General features: G+C 69.5%; 13 protein-coding genes. 8 read left to right on the top strand and 5 right to left on the bottom strand.

Going from position 1 to position 15,087, the window contains the following annotated elements; genetic code table 11:
- Positions 1-8 precede the first annotated feature (8 nt).
- Positions 9-1,346: a condensation domain-containing protein gene (locus tag BS329_RS35270; RefSeq protein WP_076167086.1), complete on the bottom strand. Its 1,338-nt coding sequence runs from the start codon at positions 1,344-1,346 to the stop codon at positions 9-11.
- Positions 1,347-1,498: 152 nt separating this feature from the next.
- Here BS329_RS35270 and BS329_RS35265 point away from each other — a divergent pair, with 152 nt between their 5' ends.
- A complete protein-coding gene (locus BS329_RS35265; RefSeq protein ID WP_076167084.1) occupies positions 1,499-3,961 on the top strand; it encodes a penicillin acylase family protein in 2,463 nt (820 codons plus the stop codon).
- Positions 3,958-4,317: a hypothetical protein gene (locus BS329_RS35260; RefSeq protein WP_076167082.1), complete on the top strand. Its 360-nt coding sequence runs from the start codon at positions 3,958-3,960 to the stop codon at positions 4,315-4,317. The genes BS329_RS35265 and BS329_RS35260 overlap by 4 nt, the downstream gene beginning before the upstream one ends.
- A gap of 201 nt (positions 4,318-4,518) precedes the next feature.
- Here BS329_RS35260 and BS329_RS45275 read toward each other — a convergent pair whose 3' ends face one another.
- Both BS329_RS45275 and BS329_RS35255 read right to left on the bottom strand, forming a co-directional pair.
- Entirely contained in the window at positions 4,519-4,650 is a 132-nt protein-coding gene (locus BS329_RS45275; protein WP_279628241.1) for a hypothetical protein, read from the bottom strand.
- Positions 4,650-5,111, bottom strand: a complete 462-nt coding sequence (locus BS329_RS35255; protein WP_076167081.1) for a MerR family transcriptional regulator — start codon at positions 5,109-5,111, stop codon at positions 4,650-4,652. The genes BS329_RS45275 and BS329_RS35255 overlap by 1 nt, the downstream gene beginning before the upstream one ends.
- A 78-nt stretch (positions 5,112-5,189) precedes the next feature.
- Between BS329_RS35255 and BS329_RS35250 the strand changes: the two genes are divergently transcribed.
- Positions 5,190-6,761: an FAD-dependent oxidoreductase gene (locus tag BS329_RS35250; protein WP_076167180.1), complete on the top strand. Its 1,572-nt coding sequence runs from the start codon at positions 5,190-5,192 to the stop codon at positions 6,759-6,761.
- A gap of 240 nt (positions 6,762-7,001) precedes the next feature.
- Here BS329_RS35250 and BS329_RS35245 read toward each other — a convergent pair whose 3' ends face one another.
- Positions 7,002-8,396, bottom strand: a complete 1,395-nt coding sequence (locus BS329_RS35245) for a KamA family radical SAM protein (protein ID WP_076167079.1) — start codon at positions 8,394-8,396, stop codon at positions 7,002-7,004.
- 141 nt (positions 8,397-8,537) lie between these two features.
- On the opposite strand from BS329_RS35245, the gene BS329_RS35240 reads away from it, so the two are divergent.
- Genes BS329_RS35240 through BS329_RS35230 form a run of 3 tightly spaced genes read left to right on the top strand, consistent with a single transcriptional unit; the run spans position 8,538 to position 12,544 of the window.
- Positions 8,538-10,148 (top strand): amidohydrolase, encoded by a 1,611-nt coding sequence (locus BS329_RS35240; RefSeq protein ID WP_076167179.1) that lies wholly within the window; start codon positions 8,538-8,540, stop codon positions 10,146-10,148.
- Between the two features lie 9 nt (positions 10,149-10,157).
- Positions 10,158-11,750: an apolipoprotein N-acyltransferase gene (gene lnt, locus BS329_RS35235; RefSeq protein ID WP_076167076.1), complete on the top strand. Its 1,593-nt coding sequence runs from the start codon at positions 10,158-10,160 to the stop codon at positions 11,748-11,750.
- 26 nt (positions 11,751-11,776) lie between these two features.
- Positions 11,777-12,544, top strand: a complete 768-nt coding sequence (locus tag BS329_RS35230) for a polyprenol monophosphomannose synthase (protein ID WP_076167074.1) — start codon at positions 11,777-11,779, stop codon at positions 12,542-12,544.
- Here the strand turns inward: BS329_RS35230 and BS329_RS35225 are convergent.
- Positions 12,498-13,295, bottom strand: a complete 798-nt coding sequence (locus tag BS329_RS35225) for a DeoR/GlpR family DNA-binding transcription regulator (protein ID WP_076167071.1) — start codon at positions 13,293-13,295, stop codon at positions 12,498-12,500. The genes BS329_RS35230 and BS329_RS35225 overlap by 47 nt on opposite strands.
- A 51-nt stretch (positions 13,296-13,346) precedes the next feature.
- Here BS329_RS35225 and BS329_RS35220 point away from each other — a divergent pair, with 51 nt between their 5' ends.
- Positions 13,347-13,721: a DUF4406 domain-containing protein gene (locus BS329_RS35220; protein ID WP_244197414.1), complete on the top strand. Its 375-nt coding sequence runs from the start codon at positions 13,347-13,349 to the stop codon at positions 13,719-13,721.
- Between the two features lie 44 nt (positions 13,722-13,765).
- Positions 13,766-15,058, top strand: a complete 1,293-nt coding sequence (locus BS329_RS35215; RefSeq protein ID WP_208619323.1) for a sigma-70 family RNA polymerase sigma factor — start codon at positions 13,766-13,768, stop codon at positions 15,056-15,058.
- Positions 15,059-15,087 lie beyond the last annotated feature (29 nt).

Here is a 15,087-nt window from a genome sequence, read left to right as displayed (position 1 = left end):
GCCGCCGCTCAGCCGGGCGGCACCCGCAGGCGCCGCACCGGCGCCTGCGGGGCGCGCACCGCTCGTTTCAGCACCCGCTCGAAGGCCGAGGCGAGCCCGGTGACCGTGGCGTGGTCGAGCAGCAGGCTGTTGTAGTCAAGGGTGACCACCAGCCCGCCGGCTCCCCGGTTGTCCAAATCCACCACCAGGTTCTCACCGTCCCACGAGTCGCCGAACTGCTCGATCGTCTTCGCCACCGACGGCTGGTACTCGGCGATCCACGGCGCCCCGTCCGGCGTCTCGGCGGGCGGCCCCTGCGGCAGCATCGGCTGCATGATGAACAACACCTCGGAGTGCGGCTTCTTCCACCCGAGGAGGTCGCGCACCACCGCGTGCGGCACTTCCTGGTGCGCGATGGAGTCTTGAGTGACCCGGCGGGCCTCCTGCAGCAGCTCGGCGAACGACCAGTCGGCGCGCACGGTGCCCCGCAGCACGACGGAGTTGGAGAAGTTGCCGATCACCGGCTCGTACTCGAGGCGGTTGCGGCCGGCGTACGACGACGTGACCACGATGTCCGCCTCCTCCCGGTCACCGGCCAGCACGAGCTGGAACGCCGCCAGCATCGTCATGAACAGCGTCGCGTCGTGCCCGCGGCCCAGCTCCGTGACCTGGTCGACCAGCTCGGCGGACAGGACGAGGACGTGGCTGCCCTGCTCGTAGCTGTCGACCTCGTCGCGCGGCCGGAAGTACGGCAGCTCGGCGGGCTCGGCGAGCCCCGCGAGTCGCTCGCGCCACCACGCCGCCTGCCGCTGTCCCTCCTCGCTCGCCGTCCAGGCGCGCTCGTGCAGCGCGAAGTCGGTGAACTGGATCGGCAGCGGCTCACGGTCCGGCGTGGTCCCCATCAGGTGCGCCGTGTAGTTCTCGGCGAACTCGGGGAAGAACACGGTGGTGGACCAGCCGTCGGCGATGCCGTGGTGCAGCACCAAAACCAGCACGTGGTCGGCTTCGGCGAGTTTGACCAGCCGTGCGCGCAGCAGCGGCGCGGTCGTCAGGTCGAAGAGCGCGCCCCAGTCGCGCAGCACGAGGTCGTCGAGCAGCTTCATCCGCTCCGCCTCGTCCGCGACGTGCGACAGGTCCTCCTGTGGCACCACGATGTCAACGTGCGGAGCGACGACCTGCACGCCGCGGCCGTCGACGTCCGCGTAGGACGTGCGCAGCGCCGCGTGTCTCGTCACGATTCCCTGCAGTGCCGCGGTCAGCGCGGCCACGTCGAGCGGCCCGGTGATGCGGCGCGCGAAGGCCATGTTGAAGACCGGGTTGCGGCGTACCAGCTCTTGCCGCCACTCGATCTCCTGTTGGCGCGACATCGGAAACTTCTCATCCCCAGCGATCACCCGTCAATGCTTACCACGTCCGGAACCCTTGGGGGAGCGAAACTTTGACCAATCGAACCGAACCGTCCACTGTGGAACGTCCGAGTGGCCGGAGTCGGCGTCGTGCCCTGAGACTTACCGGCTGCGTGGCGTTGCTGCTCGTGGTACTCGTACCGAGCGCGTTCCCGGTCGGCGGGCTGCCCGCGCTGGGACCCGTGCTCAACCCCGGTGACGGCGTGTGGGGACGCTCGGCCCCGGTCTCCGACGAGGCCCCGGTCGTGCCGGGACTGGCCGTGCCCGCGGTCATCTCCTTCGAGGCCAACGGACTCGCGCATGTCAGCGCGGGCAGCGACGACGACCTCTTCCTCGGCATCGGCTACACGCACGCCAGGCAGCGGCTGTTCCAGATGGACCTGCTGCGCCGCCGCGCGGCGGGACAGCTCGCCGAGGTGCTCGGCGCGTCCGCCGTCGAGTCCGACATGTTCCAACTCGATCTCGGCCTCGCGAGGTCCGCCGAACGCGACTGGCGGGAGCTGCCGCGGGACGCGCCCGCCCGGCAGGTGCTGCTGGCCTACAGCGACGGCGTGAACGCGGCGATCGACGAGCTCATCGCGCGGGATCTGCTGCCGGAGAACTTCGTGTTGCTCGGCTACGCGCCGCGCCGGTGGACCCCGGTCGACAGTCTGGTGGTGCAGCGCATGTTCGCCCAGTCGATCGGCTTCACGGACCTGCCGGTGACGTTCTCGTTCCTGGCGAAGTCGCTGCCCGCCGATGTCTTCGGGGCGTGGTTCCCCGAGGTTCCCGCCATCGCGCAGCACCCCTACGACAAGGGGCCGTACCGGAAGTTGCCGCTCACCCCGGCGCCGGTCGGCGCGGATCCCGCCGCGCACGGGGCGGATCCGGTTCCGGGCGGCGGCGGGGGCGGCGGCGTACCGGCCGTCGGCGGACTGGCACCCTTGCGCGAGCGCCTCGCCGATCTGCCGCCGGGCACGGTCAACCGGATCGGCAACAGCAACGCGTGGGCGGTTTCCGGCGCGCACACCAGCACCGGCAGGCCAATGCTCGCGGCCGATCCGCACCTCGGGTTCTCGTTGCCCGCCATCTGGTACCAGGTCGAGGGAACCAGCCCCGGCTACCACTTCACCGGGGTCACCGTGCCGGGCTTCCCCGCGCCGGTGCTGGGCAAGACCGACCGGTTCGCCTGGGGTGTGACCAACGCCCAGCGGCCGACATCGTTGTTCTACCTGGAAGCCACGGACCCCGCCCGCCCGGATCAGTACCACTGGCAGGGCGAGTGGCGGCCGATGACGCTGGTACGCAACCGGATCGGCGTCCGCGGTGAGGAGCCGCGCGAGCACGTGACCCGGTTGACCGCGCACGGGCCGGTGTTGCAGACCCAGGGCGTCGCCACTTCGTTGTGGTGGTCCGGCGCGCTGCCGAGCGACAACCTCTCCGCGCTGTTGAACGGACTGCGCGCCAAGGACACGACCGCCTTCCGCGCGAGCCTGAGTTCCTGGAGCGCCCCCGCGCTGAACTTCGTGTACGCCTCACCGGAGGACATCGGGGCGTTCACCGTCGGCGTCACGCCACAGGTCGAAGGACACGACGTGGCGCTGCCGCTGCCCGGCGACGGCTCGGCGGACGTGGCGGGCGCCATCCCGGTGGCGGCGCTTCCGGCGGTGCACGACCCGGCGGACGGAGTGGTGGTGTCGGCGAACCAGCGCGAGGTCACCGGCGACTACCCGTACCGGTACTCGACGTCTTACGGCTTCCCGGACCAGGGCTGGCGCGCGGCGACCCTCACCGCGGCGCTCTCCGGCGCGACCGGGCGCACCGCCGACGACATGGCGGCGTTGCAACTGGACGAACGCGACGAGCTGGCGGTGATGCTGGTGCCGCAGCTGCTGAAGGCGTTGCAAGGCAAGGAACTCGCCGGGGCGGGGAGTGACCTGCGCGCCGCTCTGGCAGGCTGGGACCTGCGCGCGTCCACGGGTTCGGCGCAGGCGGAGTTCTTCGAACGGTTCGCCACCGCGTTAGTGCGCAGGACCTTCCAGCCGTGGTGGGACCAGTACCACGTGCCGCAGGACCCGGACGGCTGGCTGCCGCTGTCGAGCGGCAAGTCGTCACCGGTGAAGGACGTCCTGCGTGCCACGGTGGCACGATGGGTCGTCAGCGATCCGGGCAACAGGTTCTTCTCACTGCCGGACGGCACCCGGCGCGACGCCACGGCCGTGCTGCGGGAAGCGTTCGACGAAGCGGTGGGGCAACCGGCGGGGCAGCACACGGTGCGGTTCCCTTCACTGCTGGGCGTGCCCGCACTGGACGAGGGCCCGTTCCCCGCGGGCGGCAACAGCCGCACGGTGAACGCGTTGTCCGGCGAGACGGCGGAGGCAGGCACGGCGGGCCCGAGCTGGCGCTTCGTCGTCGACTGGAGCGCTCCCCAGGGTGCGGCACGGGCGATTTGCCCGTGCGGACAGAGCGAAAACCCGTCTTCGCCGTGGTGGGCCAACGGCGTCGAGCCGTGGCGCCGGGGCGAATACTGGCAGGTCGCGGAAGGCCCGGCCGCCGAACCGGTCAGCACGGTCAAGTGGAGGTTGAAGCCGCGATGAGCAAACGGAATGTGGTGGTGTTCGCCGCGACCACGGTGGTGCTGTCGGCGGCCTTGCTGCTCGGCTGGTGGTGGGCCACCGTCCTCGTCGCCGCGTTCGCGGGCTTCGCGGTGGGCAAGGTGTGGCTTCCCGTCGTCGCGGCGATGACCGCGTGGGCGACCGCGATCCTCTGGACCGGAGGCGCGCCGGACACCGCGCGTGTCCTGTCCGCCATGGTGCTGGCGAACCGCGACCTCGGCTGGCTGGTGCTCGTCATCACTGCCGTGTACGCGGCATTGCTGGCATCGGCAGGCGCCTGGACCGGTGCGACCGTCCGTCGAGTGGGGAACCGCGGACCTGACAACGCGCGCGGTTGACCTACGTCATCGAGGGACCACCGAACTCCGCCGATTCCCGCCGCTCCACCGACGAGGTGGCCATCGGCGCCGGGAGAGTAAGCGATCTCCGGTGTGAAGCGTCGGCTCCATACTCGCCCCGGCCACGGTGACCACCACGAACAGGTGTCTGACACTCACGATGAGAATCGTCAAGGTGACGCACAGGACTGCCACCACGAGTCAGGCCGTCACGCTCGGCCGGAACAAGGCCATCAGTTCAGCGAGGATGACGATTATGAACGCGACGAGGAACGCCCCCGCGACAACGACCACAACGCCGCCGACCTGAATGTCGGCCTGTCGGCTCAGCATCACAGCCGTCCCGCCGAGCGCGGCGGCGATCCACTGTCGGGCTCGGCCATCCGGTTGGCGCCGAGCGCGGTGTCGACGGTGTCCTCCAGCTGTGTCCGCAGGACGGGGCAGTCTCGAATGGGGTCGTCGCGGGGACAGGTGAGCAGGTGCTCGAGGACGTGTTGTGCCGCGCGGAGCCGCTCTATCTGGTGTTGCATGACGCGGATGGACTCGGCCACGACGTGCCTGGCCCTGCCGCTGGGCGGATTGTCGGTGAGTGTGGCGGTGGTGTCCGCCAGGCTCATCATCCCGTCGTGGTGAAGCAGTTGAACGAGTGCGAGGCGGCGTAGCTCGTCACGGCCGTAGACGCGGACGGTCCCACGTCGCCCAGCCGGGTGTAGCAGACCAACCTGGTCGTAGTAGCGCAGCGCGGAGACGGCGATACCGAAGTACCGCGCTACCTCGCTGATCGAGTAGTGCACATCACCATGATCGCACGTTGCGCTCAAGTCCACTTGAGCGAGCACGGTGGACCCAGGGTGATCAGTGAGGAGAACACCGTGGAGCGATACGAGGTAGTAGTGGCTGGCGCCGGGCCGGTGGGGCTGTCGACAGCGTTGTTCCTGGCGGACCGGGGAGTGCGGGTGCTGGTGGTGGACAAGCGTGACCCGCTCGATGGTCCACCGCGCGCCAGTACGACTGTGCGGACGCTGGAGCTGTTCCGGTCCATCGGGCTGGGGCCGGCGCTGGATCGCGTCGGCTGGGACGGGCCGCTGCCGATGCGATCGATGTTCAAAGCCAGCGCGGTCGGAGCCGTATTGCATCAGGCGGCCCCTCCGCCGGACTACGCGGAACGGCTGGACACCTGCAGCCCGGTGGATTCCCGGCGCGCGATGACGCAGTACGAGCTGCAGCGACTCGCCTTGACGGAGTTGGAGCGCCGCGGTGGGCAGGTCCGGTTCGGCGCCGAGCTGGTCGAGTTCACCGGCGACGCCGAGGTCGTGTGCGCTCGGGTGACCGAGGCGGGCACCGGTCGCGAATACGAGGTGGTCGCCAGCTACCTGGTCGGGGCCGACGGTGCCCGCAGCCGGGTGCGGGAGCTACTCGGCGTCGACATGCCCGACCGGGAAGTCGACGCCAGGCTCAACACGGCCTTCTTCCGCGCCGACCTGCGGAGCCTACTGCCGGAGTCAGCCACACACGTTTGTTTCATCCGCAACGAACAGGTCTACTGCACGCTGTTCGCGAAGAGCGCGGGCGGTGACCGTTGGTCCTCGCACATCATGGATTACCCTGGCAAACTCGCCGAACTCGCCCAGCTGCCGGCGCAGCAGACCCTGCGACTGCTGCACGCGGCAATCGGCGACGACACCGTGCCGATCGACCTCATCGAGTGCAATGCGTGGGAGGCCGCGATCGGCATCGCCGCGGCGCTGCGCCGCGGCCGGGTATTCCTAGTCGGGGACGCCGCCCACGTGCAGAGCTCCGCCGGCGGGCTGGGCATGAACACCGGCATCCAGGACGGGCACAACCTCGCCTGGAAACTCGCCGCCGTGCTACGCGGACAAGCCGGCGAGACCCTTCTCGACAGCTACGAGCCCGAACGCCGAGCGGCCGCCGAGGCATCCCTGGCGCCGTCCCGCCGCTTGCTCCGCGGATACCAGGCCCAGCAGGACACCAACCAGCTGTACGTGCAGGCGGCCGCCGACTACCTACGCGGGATGATGCTCTACCGCTACGACTCCGACGCCGTGCTCACCGACGACGCCGCATCGCCCGACATCCTCGACAACCAGGCGACGCCTGGCTGCCGCCTGCCACATCGATGGCTCACCGACGGCAACCGCCGACTGTCCACACTCGACCTCGTCGGTGCGCAGTGGACGCTGCTGACCGGCCCGAACGGCACCGGCTGGCTCACCGCGAGCACCAACGACCTGCAGGTGCGGCAGATCACCGCGGCCATGGTCGAGGGCGATCCCGCTGCATTCACCGAGATGGCCGGCACCGAGCCGGATGGCGCACTCCTGGTTCGCCCCGACGGGTTCGTCGCCTGGCGGTCGCGCAGCCTCCCCACCGACCCGAACGACACAATCCGCTCCGCCATGCACACCCTGCTCGGACACAGCTGAGCGCGCCGTGCATCAGGCGTATGGAACGAGACCCGAGTCCGCGCTCGGAGACGCCAGCCGGGCATAGGCACCGGTGCTGACCCTTCGGAATTCAGCAAGTTCTGACTCCGGTGGTTACCAATAGGACTGTCGGATCGCGAGTTCTGACCAGCACAAACAGCCCGTACAGCGGAGGGGGCGTTCAAAGCTCCTCTATGAGCCTGAACGCCCCCTCCGGGACCTACCTGGCGGTCTGGCCGGTCAGGCCATCGGGGGTTGCTCGCGCCACCAGCGCTGGCCGGCTTCGGGCAGGGTGGAGATCGGGTCGTAGTAGGGGTAGCGGCGCTGCAAGGCCTCAGGATCCTCGTGTTCGATCCCGGTCCGATAGTTCTTGGTCCAGTACGAGATCCCCAGCTCGCGGTCGTACTCGGCCAGCTGGTGGACCCAGCGCTTCCCGACATAGGGCACGTCGCAGACGATCCGCGGAGTCGCATAGCCCGGCAGGTAGCCCATGATCGCGTGCTGGAGTTCCTGTGCTTCGTGCACAGAAACGCGCCAGTGCTCGGCGTTCGGGATCATGTCGCACATGTAGAAGTAGTACGGCAGGATGTTCGCCTCGCCCTGCAACGCGAAGCACAGGTCCAGCAGTTCGGCCGGGGTCGCGTTGACGCCCTTCATCAGCACGCCCTGGTTGCGCACGTCGCGGACGCCGACGTCGAGCGCGGTCCGGGCGGCTTCGGCGACCAGTGGGGTGACCGATTGCGCGTGGTTGACGTGGGTGTGGATCGCGAGGTTGATGCCGCGGCGCTGGGCGGTGCCGGCGACGCGCTCGAGTCCTTCGACGACCTTGGGCTGGATCCAGTGCTGTGGCAGGGCGGCGAGCGCCTTGGTCGCGAGCCGGATGTCGCGGACGGTGTCGATGTCCATCAGCCGCATGAGGAACGACTCCAGTTGCGGCCACGGCACGTTGGCGACGTCGCCGCCCGAAACCACCACGTCGCGCACGCCGGGGGTCTTCTTCAGGTACTCGATCATCGCGTCCTGGCGATCGACGGGCTTGAGCGAGAGCTTGTGCTTCTCGATCAGCTCGGTCGAGTTGCCGACCAGGTCCATCCGGGTGCAGTGCCCGCAGTACTGGGGACAGGTGGAGATCATCTCGGCGAGGACCTTGGTGGGATAACGGTGCGTCAGCCCCTCCACGACCCACATCTCGGCCTCGTGCAGTGAGTCTCGTTCCGAGTGCGGGTGGCTCGGCCACTCGGTGTCGCGGTCGCTGCGCACCGGGAGCATGTAGCGGCGGATGGGGTCGGCGTACCAGGCCTCGGTCACCTTCGCCTGGTCGGTGCCCGCGTTGGGCGCCATCGTGTTGATCATCTGCGGCGGCAGCAGCATCGACATGGTGGCCATCTCGCGCTGGTCGGCGAGCATGTCCTCGTAGAAGCGCTCCTCGAGCTGATCGCCCATCAGGGCACGTAGCTGCTTGGCGTTGCGGATGCAGTGCACTCGCTGCCACTGCGCGTCGCGCCACTCCGCCTCGGTCACGTCATGCCAGCCGGGGAAGCGGCGCCAATCGGGTTCGATCAGCTCGACTCGGGTGTAGTCGTAGGGCTGATCGTAGGCGGCTATCGGCGAGGTCGGCTCCTGGATCGCAGTCATTTGTACTCCTCGTCGTCGGACACGCGTGAAAATATCCTGTCACATCGTTCGGAAGACGTAAATATTCCTGTCTTGCGGGTGTATCGGGAGCACACCGACCCGCCGGTCACGTGGTCATCCGCACGCTGCAAACTCGGAAGGGTGACGAACGCGCGAACCACGCTCCTGCTCGGCGGGCGCATCTACAGCCCCTCGGCCCCGGACGCCACCGCCATGGCGATCACGGACGGCACCGTCGTCTGGGTGGGACAGGACGGCCCGGCCAAGGCACTGCATCCCGGCGCCGAGGTGATCGACCTCGAGGGCGCCTTCGTCGCCCCCGCGTTCGTCGACGCGCACGTCCACGCCACCGCGACCGGTCTGCACCTCACCGGAGTGAACCTCGCGAACATCCGCGGCGCCGGAGAACTGCTGGCCGCGGTCCGCGACGCCGTCCGGCCAGGGCAGGTGCTGGTCGCACACGGCTGGGACGAGTCCCGCTGGACCGACGGCAGGCTGCCCAGCCGCGCCGAACTCGACGAGGCGGCGAACGGGACCCCGGTGTACCTGAGCCGGGTCGACGTCCACTCCGCCCTCGTCTCCAGCGCCCTCGCCGCCCTGGCGCCGGGTGTGCGCGACGCGGCGGGCTGGTCGGCCGACGGGCCACTGACCCGCGACGCCCATCACCGCGTCCGCGCGGCCATGCGCGAGGCGATCACGCCCGGTCAGCGACGCGAGGCCCAGCGCGCGTTCCTCGCCGAAGCCGCCGCGAGGGGGGTCGTCAGCGTCCACGAGTGCGCGGGTCCCGACATCTCCGGCGCCGACGACCTCACCGACCTGCTCACGCTCGCCGCGGGACCCGGACTGCCGGAAGTCGTCGGCTACTGGGGCGAACGCGGCGGAGTCGACGCCGCCCGCGCGCTGGGCGCCAGGGGAGTGGCGGGCGACCTGTTCGTCGACGGCGCCCTCGGCTCCCGCACCGCCGCCCTCCACGAGCCGTACTCCGACGCGCAGGGCACCTCCGGGACGCTCTACCTCGACGCCGCCGGCATCGGCGAGCACATCTCCGCCTGCACCGAAGCGGGGTTGCAGGCCGGTTTCCACGTCATCGGCGATGCCGCGGTCGCCGAGGTCGTCGAAGGATTCCGTCTTTCGGAGAAGACCGTCGGCCGGCGTGCCCTTGCCGCCCGGCACCACCGGCTCGAACACGTCGAGATGATCGACGTCGAGCAGGCGCGGGCGCTCGCGGGCTGGGGGGTGGTCGCGTCGGTCCAGCCGCAGTTCGACGCGGAATGGGGTGGCGAGCACGGGATGTACGTCGACCGCCTCGGCGCCGAGCGGGCCGCGAAGCTCAACCCTTTCGCCACCATGGCCGCCGAAGGACTCCTGCTCGCCTTCGGTTCCGACGCCCCGGTCACGCCGGTCGACCCGTGGGCCACCGTCCGCGCCGGCACCTACCACCGCACCCCGGGCGCGGGGCTGTCCGCTCGCGCGTCCTTCACCGCCCACACGCGCGCGGGTCACCGTGCTGCCGGGGTCAACGACGGCGTCACCGGCAGCCTGGTCCCGGGCGCTCCCGCGCACTACGCGATCTGGGACGCGACGGACCTGGTCGTCGCGACACCGGACTCGCGGGTGCAGCGCTGGTCGACCGACCCGCGGGCGGGTGTGCCTCCGCTGCCGAACCTGGCGGAAGGGGCGACACTGCCCCGCTGCCTGCGCACGGTCCGCGACGGGCAGGTCATCCACGATGTGTTCACCCTGACGGCCTAGGGTTCAGGGGTGTCCTCGACCGTGACCAGCCCGGACCCTGAAGCTGGGCCGCGAAAGCGCTTCTCCCGCGCCTGGCTCGTGCGTTTCCTCGTCGCCGCGGCGTCGGGTTTCACGCTGTACCTGAGTTTCGCGCCGCGTCCGCTGTGGTGGCTCGCGCCGCTGGCGTTCACCGGTTTCGCGCTGGTGGTGCACGGACGCCGGTTCCGCGGCGCGTTCGGTTACGCGTTCGTGTTCGGGATGGGGTTCTTCCTGCCGCTGCTGACCTGGCTGCTGGATTTCCTCGGACCGGGCTTCGGGCCCTGGCCGTGGCTCGGGCTGGCGATGGCGCTGTCGGTGTATCTCGGCTTCGGCGGGGCTTTCGCCACCGTCGTGTGGAACCTGCCGCTCGGGCCGCTCTGGGCGGCGCTGGTGATCATCGCGCTGGAGACGCCGCGTGCCTGGTTCCCCTTCGGCGGTTTCCCGTGGGGCCGCGTGGCGTTCAGTCAGCCCGAGGGCGCGTTCGTCTCGCTGGCGTCGGTCGGCGGTGCTCCACTGGTCGGTCTCGCCGTCGTGCTGACCGGATTCGGGATCGCGGCCCTTTGCTTGCGGCTCAAGGGTTCCGACGCCCGGCGTTCGGTCGTGGCCGCGTCCGCACTGACGCTGGTGCCGGTGGTGGCGGGACTCGCCGTGTGGCCGACGATCGGGACGGAGGCCCAGGACGGCGAACTCACCGTCGCCACGGTGCAGGGCAATGCGCCCGACATCGGCCTGGCGCTGGAAGGGCGCCGGGACGAACTCCGGAGCAACCACCTCGCCGAGAGCGCCCGGCTGCTCGAAAAGCTCAAAGCCGACAACACCAAGGTCGATCTGCTGATCTGGCCCGAGACCGCGATGGCCATGCGCGCCGGTGACGCCGGCGTCGACCAGATGGTCCGCGACTACGGCACGCAGGCGATCGTCGGCGCGCTGGTCCGTCTGCCGGACGGCTCGGCGCAGAACTCCGCGCTCGTCTGGGATCCGGTCACCGGTCCGGGCCAGCGCTACGCCAAGCAGCAGCTCGTCCCGTTCGGCGAGTACGTCCCCGCCCGTGAGGTCGCGAAGCTGGTGACGCCGTTCGTCGACAGCGTGGCGAACATGACACCGGGTAACGGCGACAACGCCGCGCTGTCGGTCGCGGGGACCAAGGTCGGCGTCTTCATCTGCTACGAGACCGCGTTCGACTACCCGGCCCGCGAATCGGTCGCCGATGGCGCGGAACTGCTCGTCGTGCCGACCAACAACGCCTGGTACGGGCCGGGGGAGATGAGCTACCAGCAGCTGGCGATGTCACGGTTGCGAGCGATCGAACACGGCCGGGCCGTGGTCGTTTCCGCTACCAGCGGGGTCAGCGCGATCGTCGCTCCCGACGGTTCGATCACGGCTTCCACCAGCCTTTTCACCGCAGATTCCCTGGTGGGGCGTGTACCGCTGAGGCAGCAGACTACGCTGTCGGATCTACTCGGTGTGACGACGGAGTACGGACTGCTGGCCCTGGCGGTCGCCGGGGTTACCGGCGGGTACGTACTCCGTTTTCGCACCCGGCGCGCGAGCGCCGCCAAGGCAACGAGGGAAGCGGCGGGCTGACCCGCCGGAACACGGAGGAAAAGCGGATGGCGCAGGCGCCACGGGGGGCCCAGGAAATCGACCCGGTGCTGGTGGTGGTCCCGACGTACAACGAGCGGGAGAACATCGGCCCGATCCTGGAACGCCTGCTCAAGGCACTCCCGGACGTGCACGCCCTCGTCGTCGACGACGGCAGCCCGGACGGGACCGGCGACGTCGCCGACGAGCTCGCGAAGGCTGACGAGCGGATCCAGGTCATGCACCGGACCGAGAAGGCCGGCCTCGGCGCCGCGTACGTCGCCGGATTCCGCTGGGGTCTCGCCCGTGATTACGCCACCATCGTCGAGATGGACGCCGACGGCTCGCACGCGCCGGAGGATCTGCCCCGGGTACTGGCGGCCCTCGAGGACGCGGACCTGTCCATCGGCTCCCGCTACGTTCCCGGCGGCAGCACGGTGAACTGGCCGTTCCGGCGCAAGGCGCTGTCCTGGGTGGCGAACTTCTACGCGAAGGTCGCACTCGGCATGAAGATCAACGACATCACCGCAGGCTTCCGCGCGTACCGGCGGACCGTGCTGGAGAAGCTCGCGCTCGACGAGATCGCCTCGCGCGGCTACTGCTTCCAGATCGACCTGGCGTTCCGGACGAAGCTCGCCGGATTCGAGGTCGTCGAAGTGCCGATCACCTTCACCGAACGCGAGGTCGGTCAGTCGAAGATGAGCGGTTCGGTCGTGCGCGAGGCGATCGTCATGGTCGGGATGTGGGGCATCAAGCGTCGCTGGCAGCAGCTTCGCGGGCTGGCCAAGAAGGGCTGACCCCCAGCACACTCACCCCCAGCTTCCCCAGTTCCTTCACCGTCGGTTCGTCCGGCGCCGCGTCGGTGATCACGCCGGCGATGTCGGACAGGGGGAGCACGGTGAACGGCGAGGCCGCGCCGATCTTCTCCGAACTCGCCAGCACGTAGGTGTCGGCGGCCCGTTTGGCGAGCGTGCGTTTCATCGCGGCCTCGTCCGAGTCGCCGGTCGTGAGCCCGGTCTCGGGATGCACGCCGGTGACGCCGAGGAAGAACAGGTCGGCGTTGATTCCCTCGGCCGCCTCCGCCGCGGCCGCGCCACAGGTGACGGCGGAGTGCTTGAAGAGCCGTCCGCCGATCAGGAACACCTCGACCTTCGGATGCGTGACGAGCGCGGCCGCCACCGTGGGGCTGTGTGTGACGATCGTCGCTTCGAGGTCGACCGGAAGCGCCTTCGCCAGGGCGAGCGCGGTCGTGCCGCCGTCGAGGATGGCGGTCGACCCCAGCCGGATCAACGCTGCTGCACGTTTCGCGATCCGTTCCTTGCCCGCGACGCTGACCGCCATGCGGGTCGCGTAGTCCGCGGTGGCGGGGGAGATCGGCAGCGCTCCGCCGTATACCCGCTGACAGAGCCCGGCCTCCGCGAGTTCTCGCAGGTCACGGCGAATACTGTCCTCAGACACGCCGAGTTCGACGGCGAGGTCTTTGGCCACGATCCGGCCTTCGGTCTTCAGACGTTCGAGCAACAGGTCTCGACGTTGCGCAGCCAACATTTGCACGATCCTCCTTGTTCTTGCCGATTGTTGCACATTAGGCTCCGCCGCATGACCAAACCTCTGATGATCCTCATCGCCGGCCCGTTCCGCTCCGGCACCGGCGACGACCCCGAACTTCTCGCCCGCAACCTCGCCCGGCTCGAAGAGGCCGCCTGGCCGATCTTCCGCAGCGGCCACGTGCCGATGATCGGCGAATGGGTCGCGCTCCCGGTGCTGCGCGGAGCCGGCGGGAAGACCGTGGCCGACCCGGTCGCCAAGGAGGTCATGTACCCGACAGCCGACAGGTTGCTGCACCACTGCGACGCCGTCCTGCGCCTGCCGGGGGACTCCACCGGCGCCGACCAGGACGTCGCCATCGCACTCTCCCGAGGACTCGCCGTATACCACCGTGTCGAGGACATCCCGGGCTACCAAGCCGCATAATGCGTAACTCGATCGCGTGTGACGTTTCTGGGGGAAGGTGAGCCGTGACCGGAAAGGTCTGCGGAATGTGCGGCGGGCCGCTGCCGTCGAAGGCGGGTTCGCGCGGACGTGCGGCCCTCTATTGCTCGGCCGCGTGCCGCCAGCGGGCCTACCGGTCACGGCACGACCCCACCCCGGACGTGGAAACCCTCATCGCCGAAGTCGGCCGCGTCGCGAACCGCCTGACACCTCGACCGTCGGACACCTTCTTCGCCGACCTCACCGCACTCACTTCGGACGTCGGCAGGTTGCGGCGGATCGCCCAGCTCGCTCTGCGGGGCAAGGAGGAAAACGTCACGCCTGCCCCCGTGACGGAAACGCTGGACGAGGTCGCCTTCGCCGGGAAGATCGAGCAGCACCAGCGAGAGCTGCGCGTCCACTGCTACCGCATGGTCGGCTCGTACGACGACGCGGAAGACCTGGTTCAGGAGACCTTCCTCCGGGCCTGGCGTGGCCGCGAAGGCTTCGAAGGCCGGTCGAGTTTCCGTGCCTGGCTCTACCGGATCGCCACCAACACCTGTCTCGATTTCCTGCGGCGCACCAAGCGAAGCCCGCGCCCCTACGACCAGCTGCCCGGCGTCGACCAGCAGGGCGAACCACCCCAGTTCATGCCCTGGCTGCAACCCTTCCCGGACAGCCAGCTCGCCTCGGCGGAAGCCGAACCCGGTGAGATCGCGGAGACCAGGGAAACGATGGAGCTGGTCTTCCTCGCCGCCATCCAGCACCTCCCGCCGAGACAGCGGGCCGTGGTGATCCTCAACGACGTCCTCGGCTGGAAGGCCGCGGAGACCGCCGAACTGCTGGAAACCACCGTCGCGTCGGTCACCAGCGCACTCCAGCGGGCCCGGCCCACCCTGCGCCAACGCCTGCCGGAACGCCGCACCGACTGGGCACGGACGGCCCAGCCGACCGAGGAGGAGCAGGTGATCCTGCGGCGCTACATGGCCGCCGCCACCGGCAGCGGCGACAGCCGGGTGATGGCCGAGCTGCTCAGGGAAGACGTACTGGTCACGATGCCGCCGAACCCGCTGTGGTTCTCCGGCCGCGACGTCTTCCTCAACTTCGTCGCCGAGTCCTTCGACCCCGCGTCACCGGCGTACTTCGGCGAATGGAAACACCTCCCGGCCATCGCCAACCGGCTCCCCGCCGCGGCGGGCTACGTCCGGCGGCCGGGCACCCGGATCTACCGGGCACAGGTCCTCGACGTGCTGCGGATCGAGGACGGGAAAGTCGCGGAGATCACCGCGTTCGAACCGCATCTATTCCCCGCGTTCGGCCTGCCACTCACGATCACCTGAGGACCGATGAGATCCACGCTCCTTCCGCG

Source organism: Amycolatopsis coloradensis, from assembly GCF_001953865.1.
In the GTDB taxonomy this organism is placed as follows: Bacteria; Actinomycetota; Actinomycetes; order Mycobacteriales; family Pseudonocardiaceae; genus Amycolatopsis; species Amycolatopsis coloradensis.
Note: the sequence above shows the minus strand (reverse complement) of the source record. Positions and strands in the feature narration are given on the sequence as shown.

Excerpts from the sequence above, each read along its gene's own strand:
- BS329_RS35225 (WP_076167071.1), bottom strand. The coding sequence starts at position 13,295 with ATGTTGGCTGCGCAACGTCGAGACCTGTTGCTCGAACGTCTGAAGACC.
- BS329_RS35245 (WP_076167079.1), bottom strand. The coding sequence starts at position 8,396 with ATGACTGCGATCCAGGAGCCGACCTCGCCGATAGCCGCCTACGATCAG.
- BS329_RS35260 (WP_076167082.1), top strand. The coding sequence starts at position 3,958 with ATGAGCAAACGGAATGTGGTGGTGTTCGCCGCGACCACGGTGGTGCTG.
- BS329_RS35220 (WP_244197414.1), top strand. The coding sequence starts at position 13,347 with ATGACCAAACCTCTGATGATCCTCATCGCCGGCCCGTTCCGCTCCGGC.
- BS329_RS35270 (WP_076167086.1), bottom strand. The coding sequence starts at position 1,346 with ATGTCGCGCCAACAGGAGATCGAGTGGCGGCAAGAGCTGGTACGCCGC.
- BS329_RS35230 (WP_076167074.1), top strand. The coding sequence starts at position 11,777 with ATGGCGCAGGCGCCACGGGGGGCCCAGGAAATCGACCCGGTGCTGGTG.
- BS329_RS45275 (WP_279628241.1), bottom strand. The coding sequence starts at position 4,650 with ATGCTGAGCCGACAGGCCGACATTCAGGTCGGCGGCGTTGTGGTCGTT.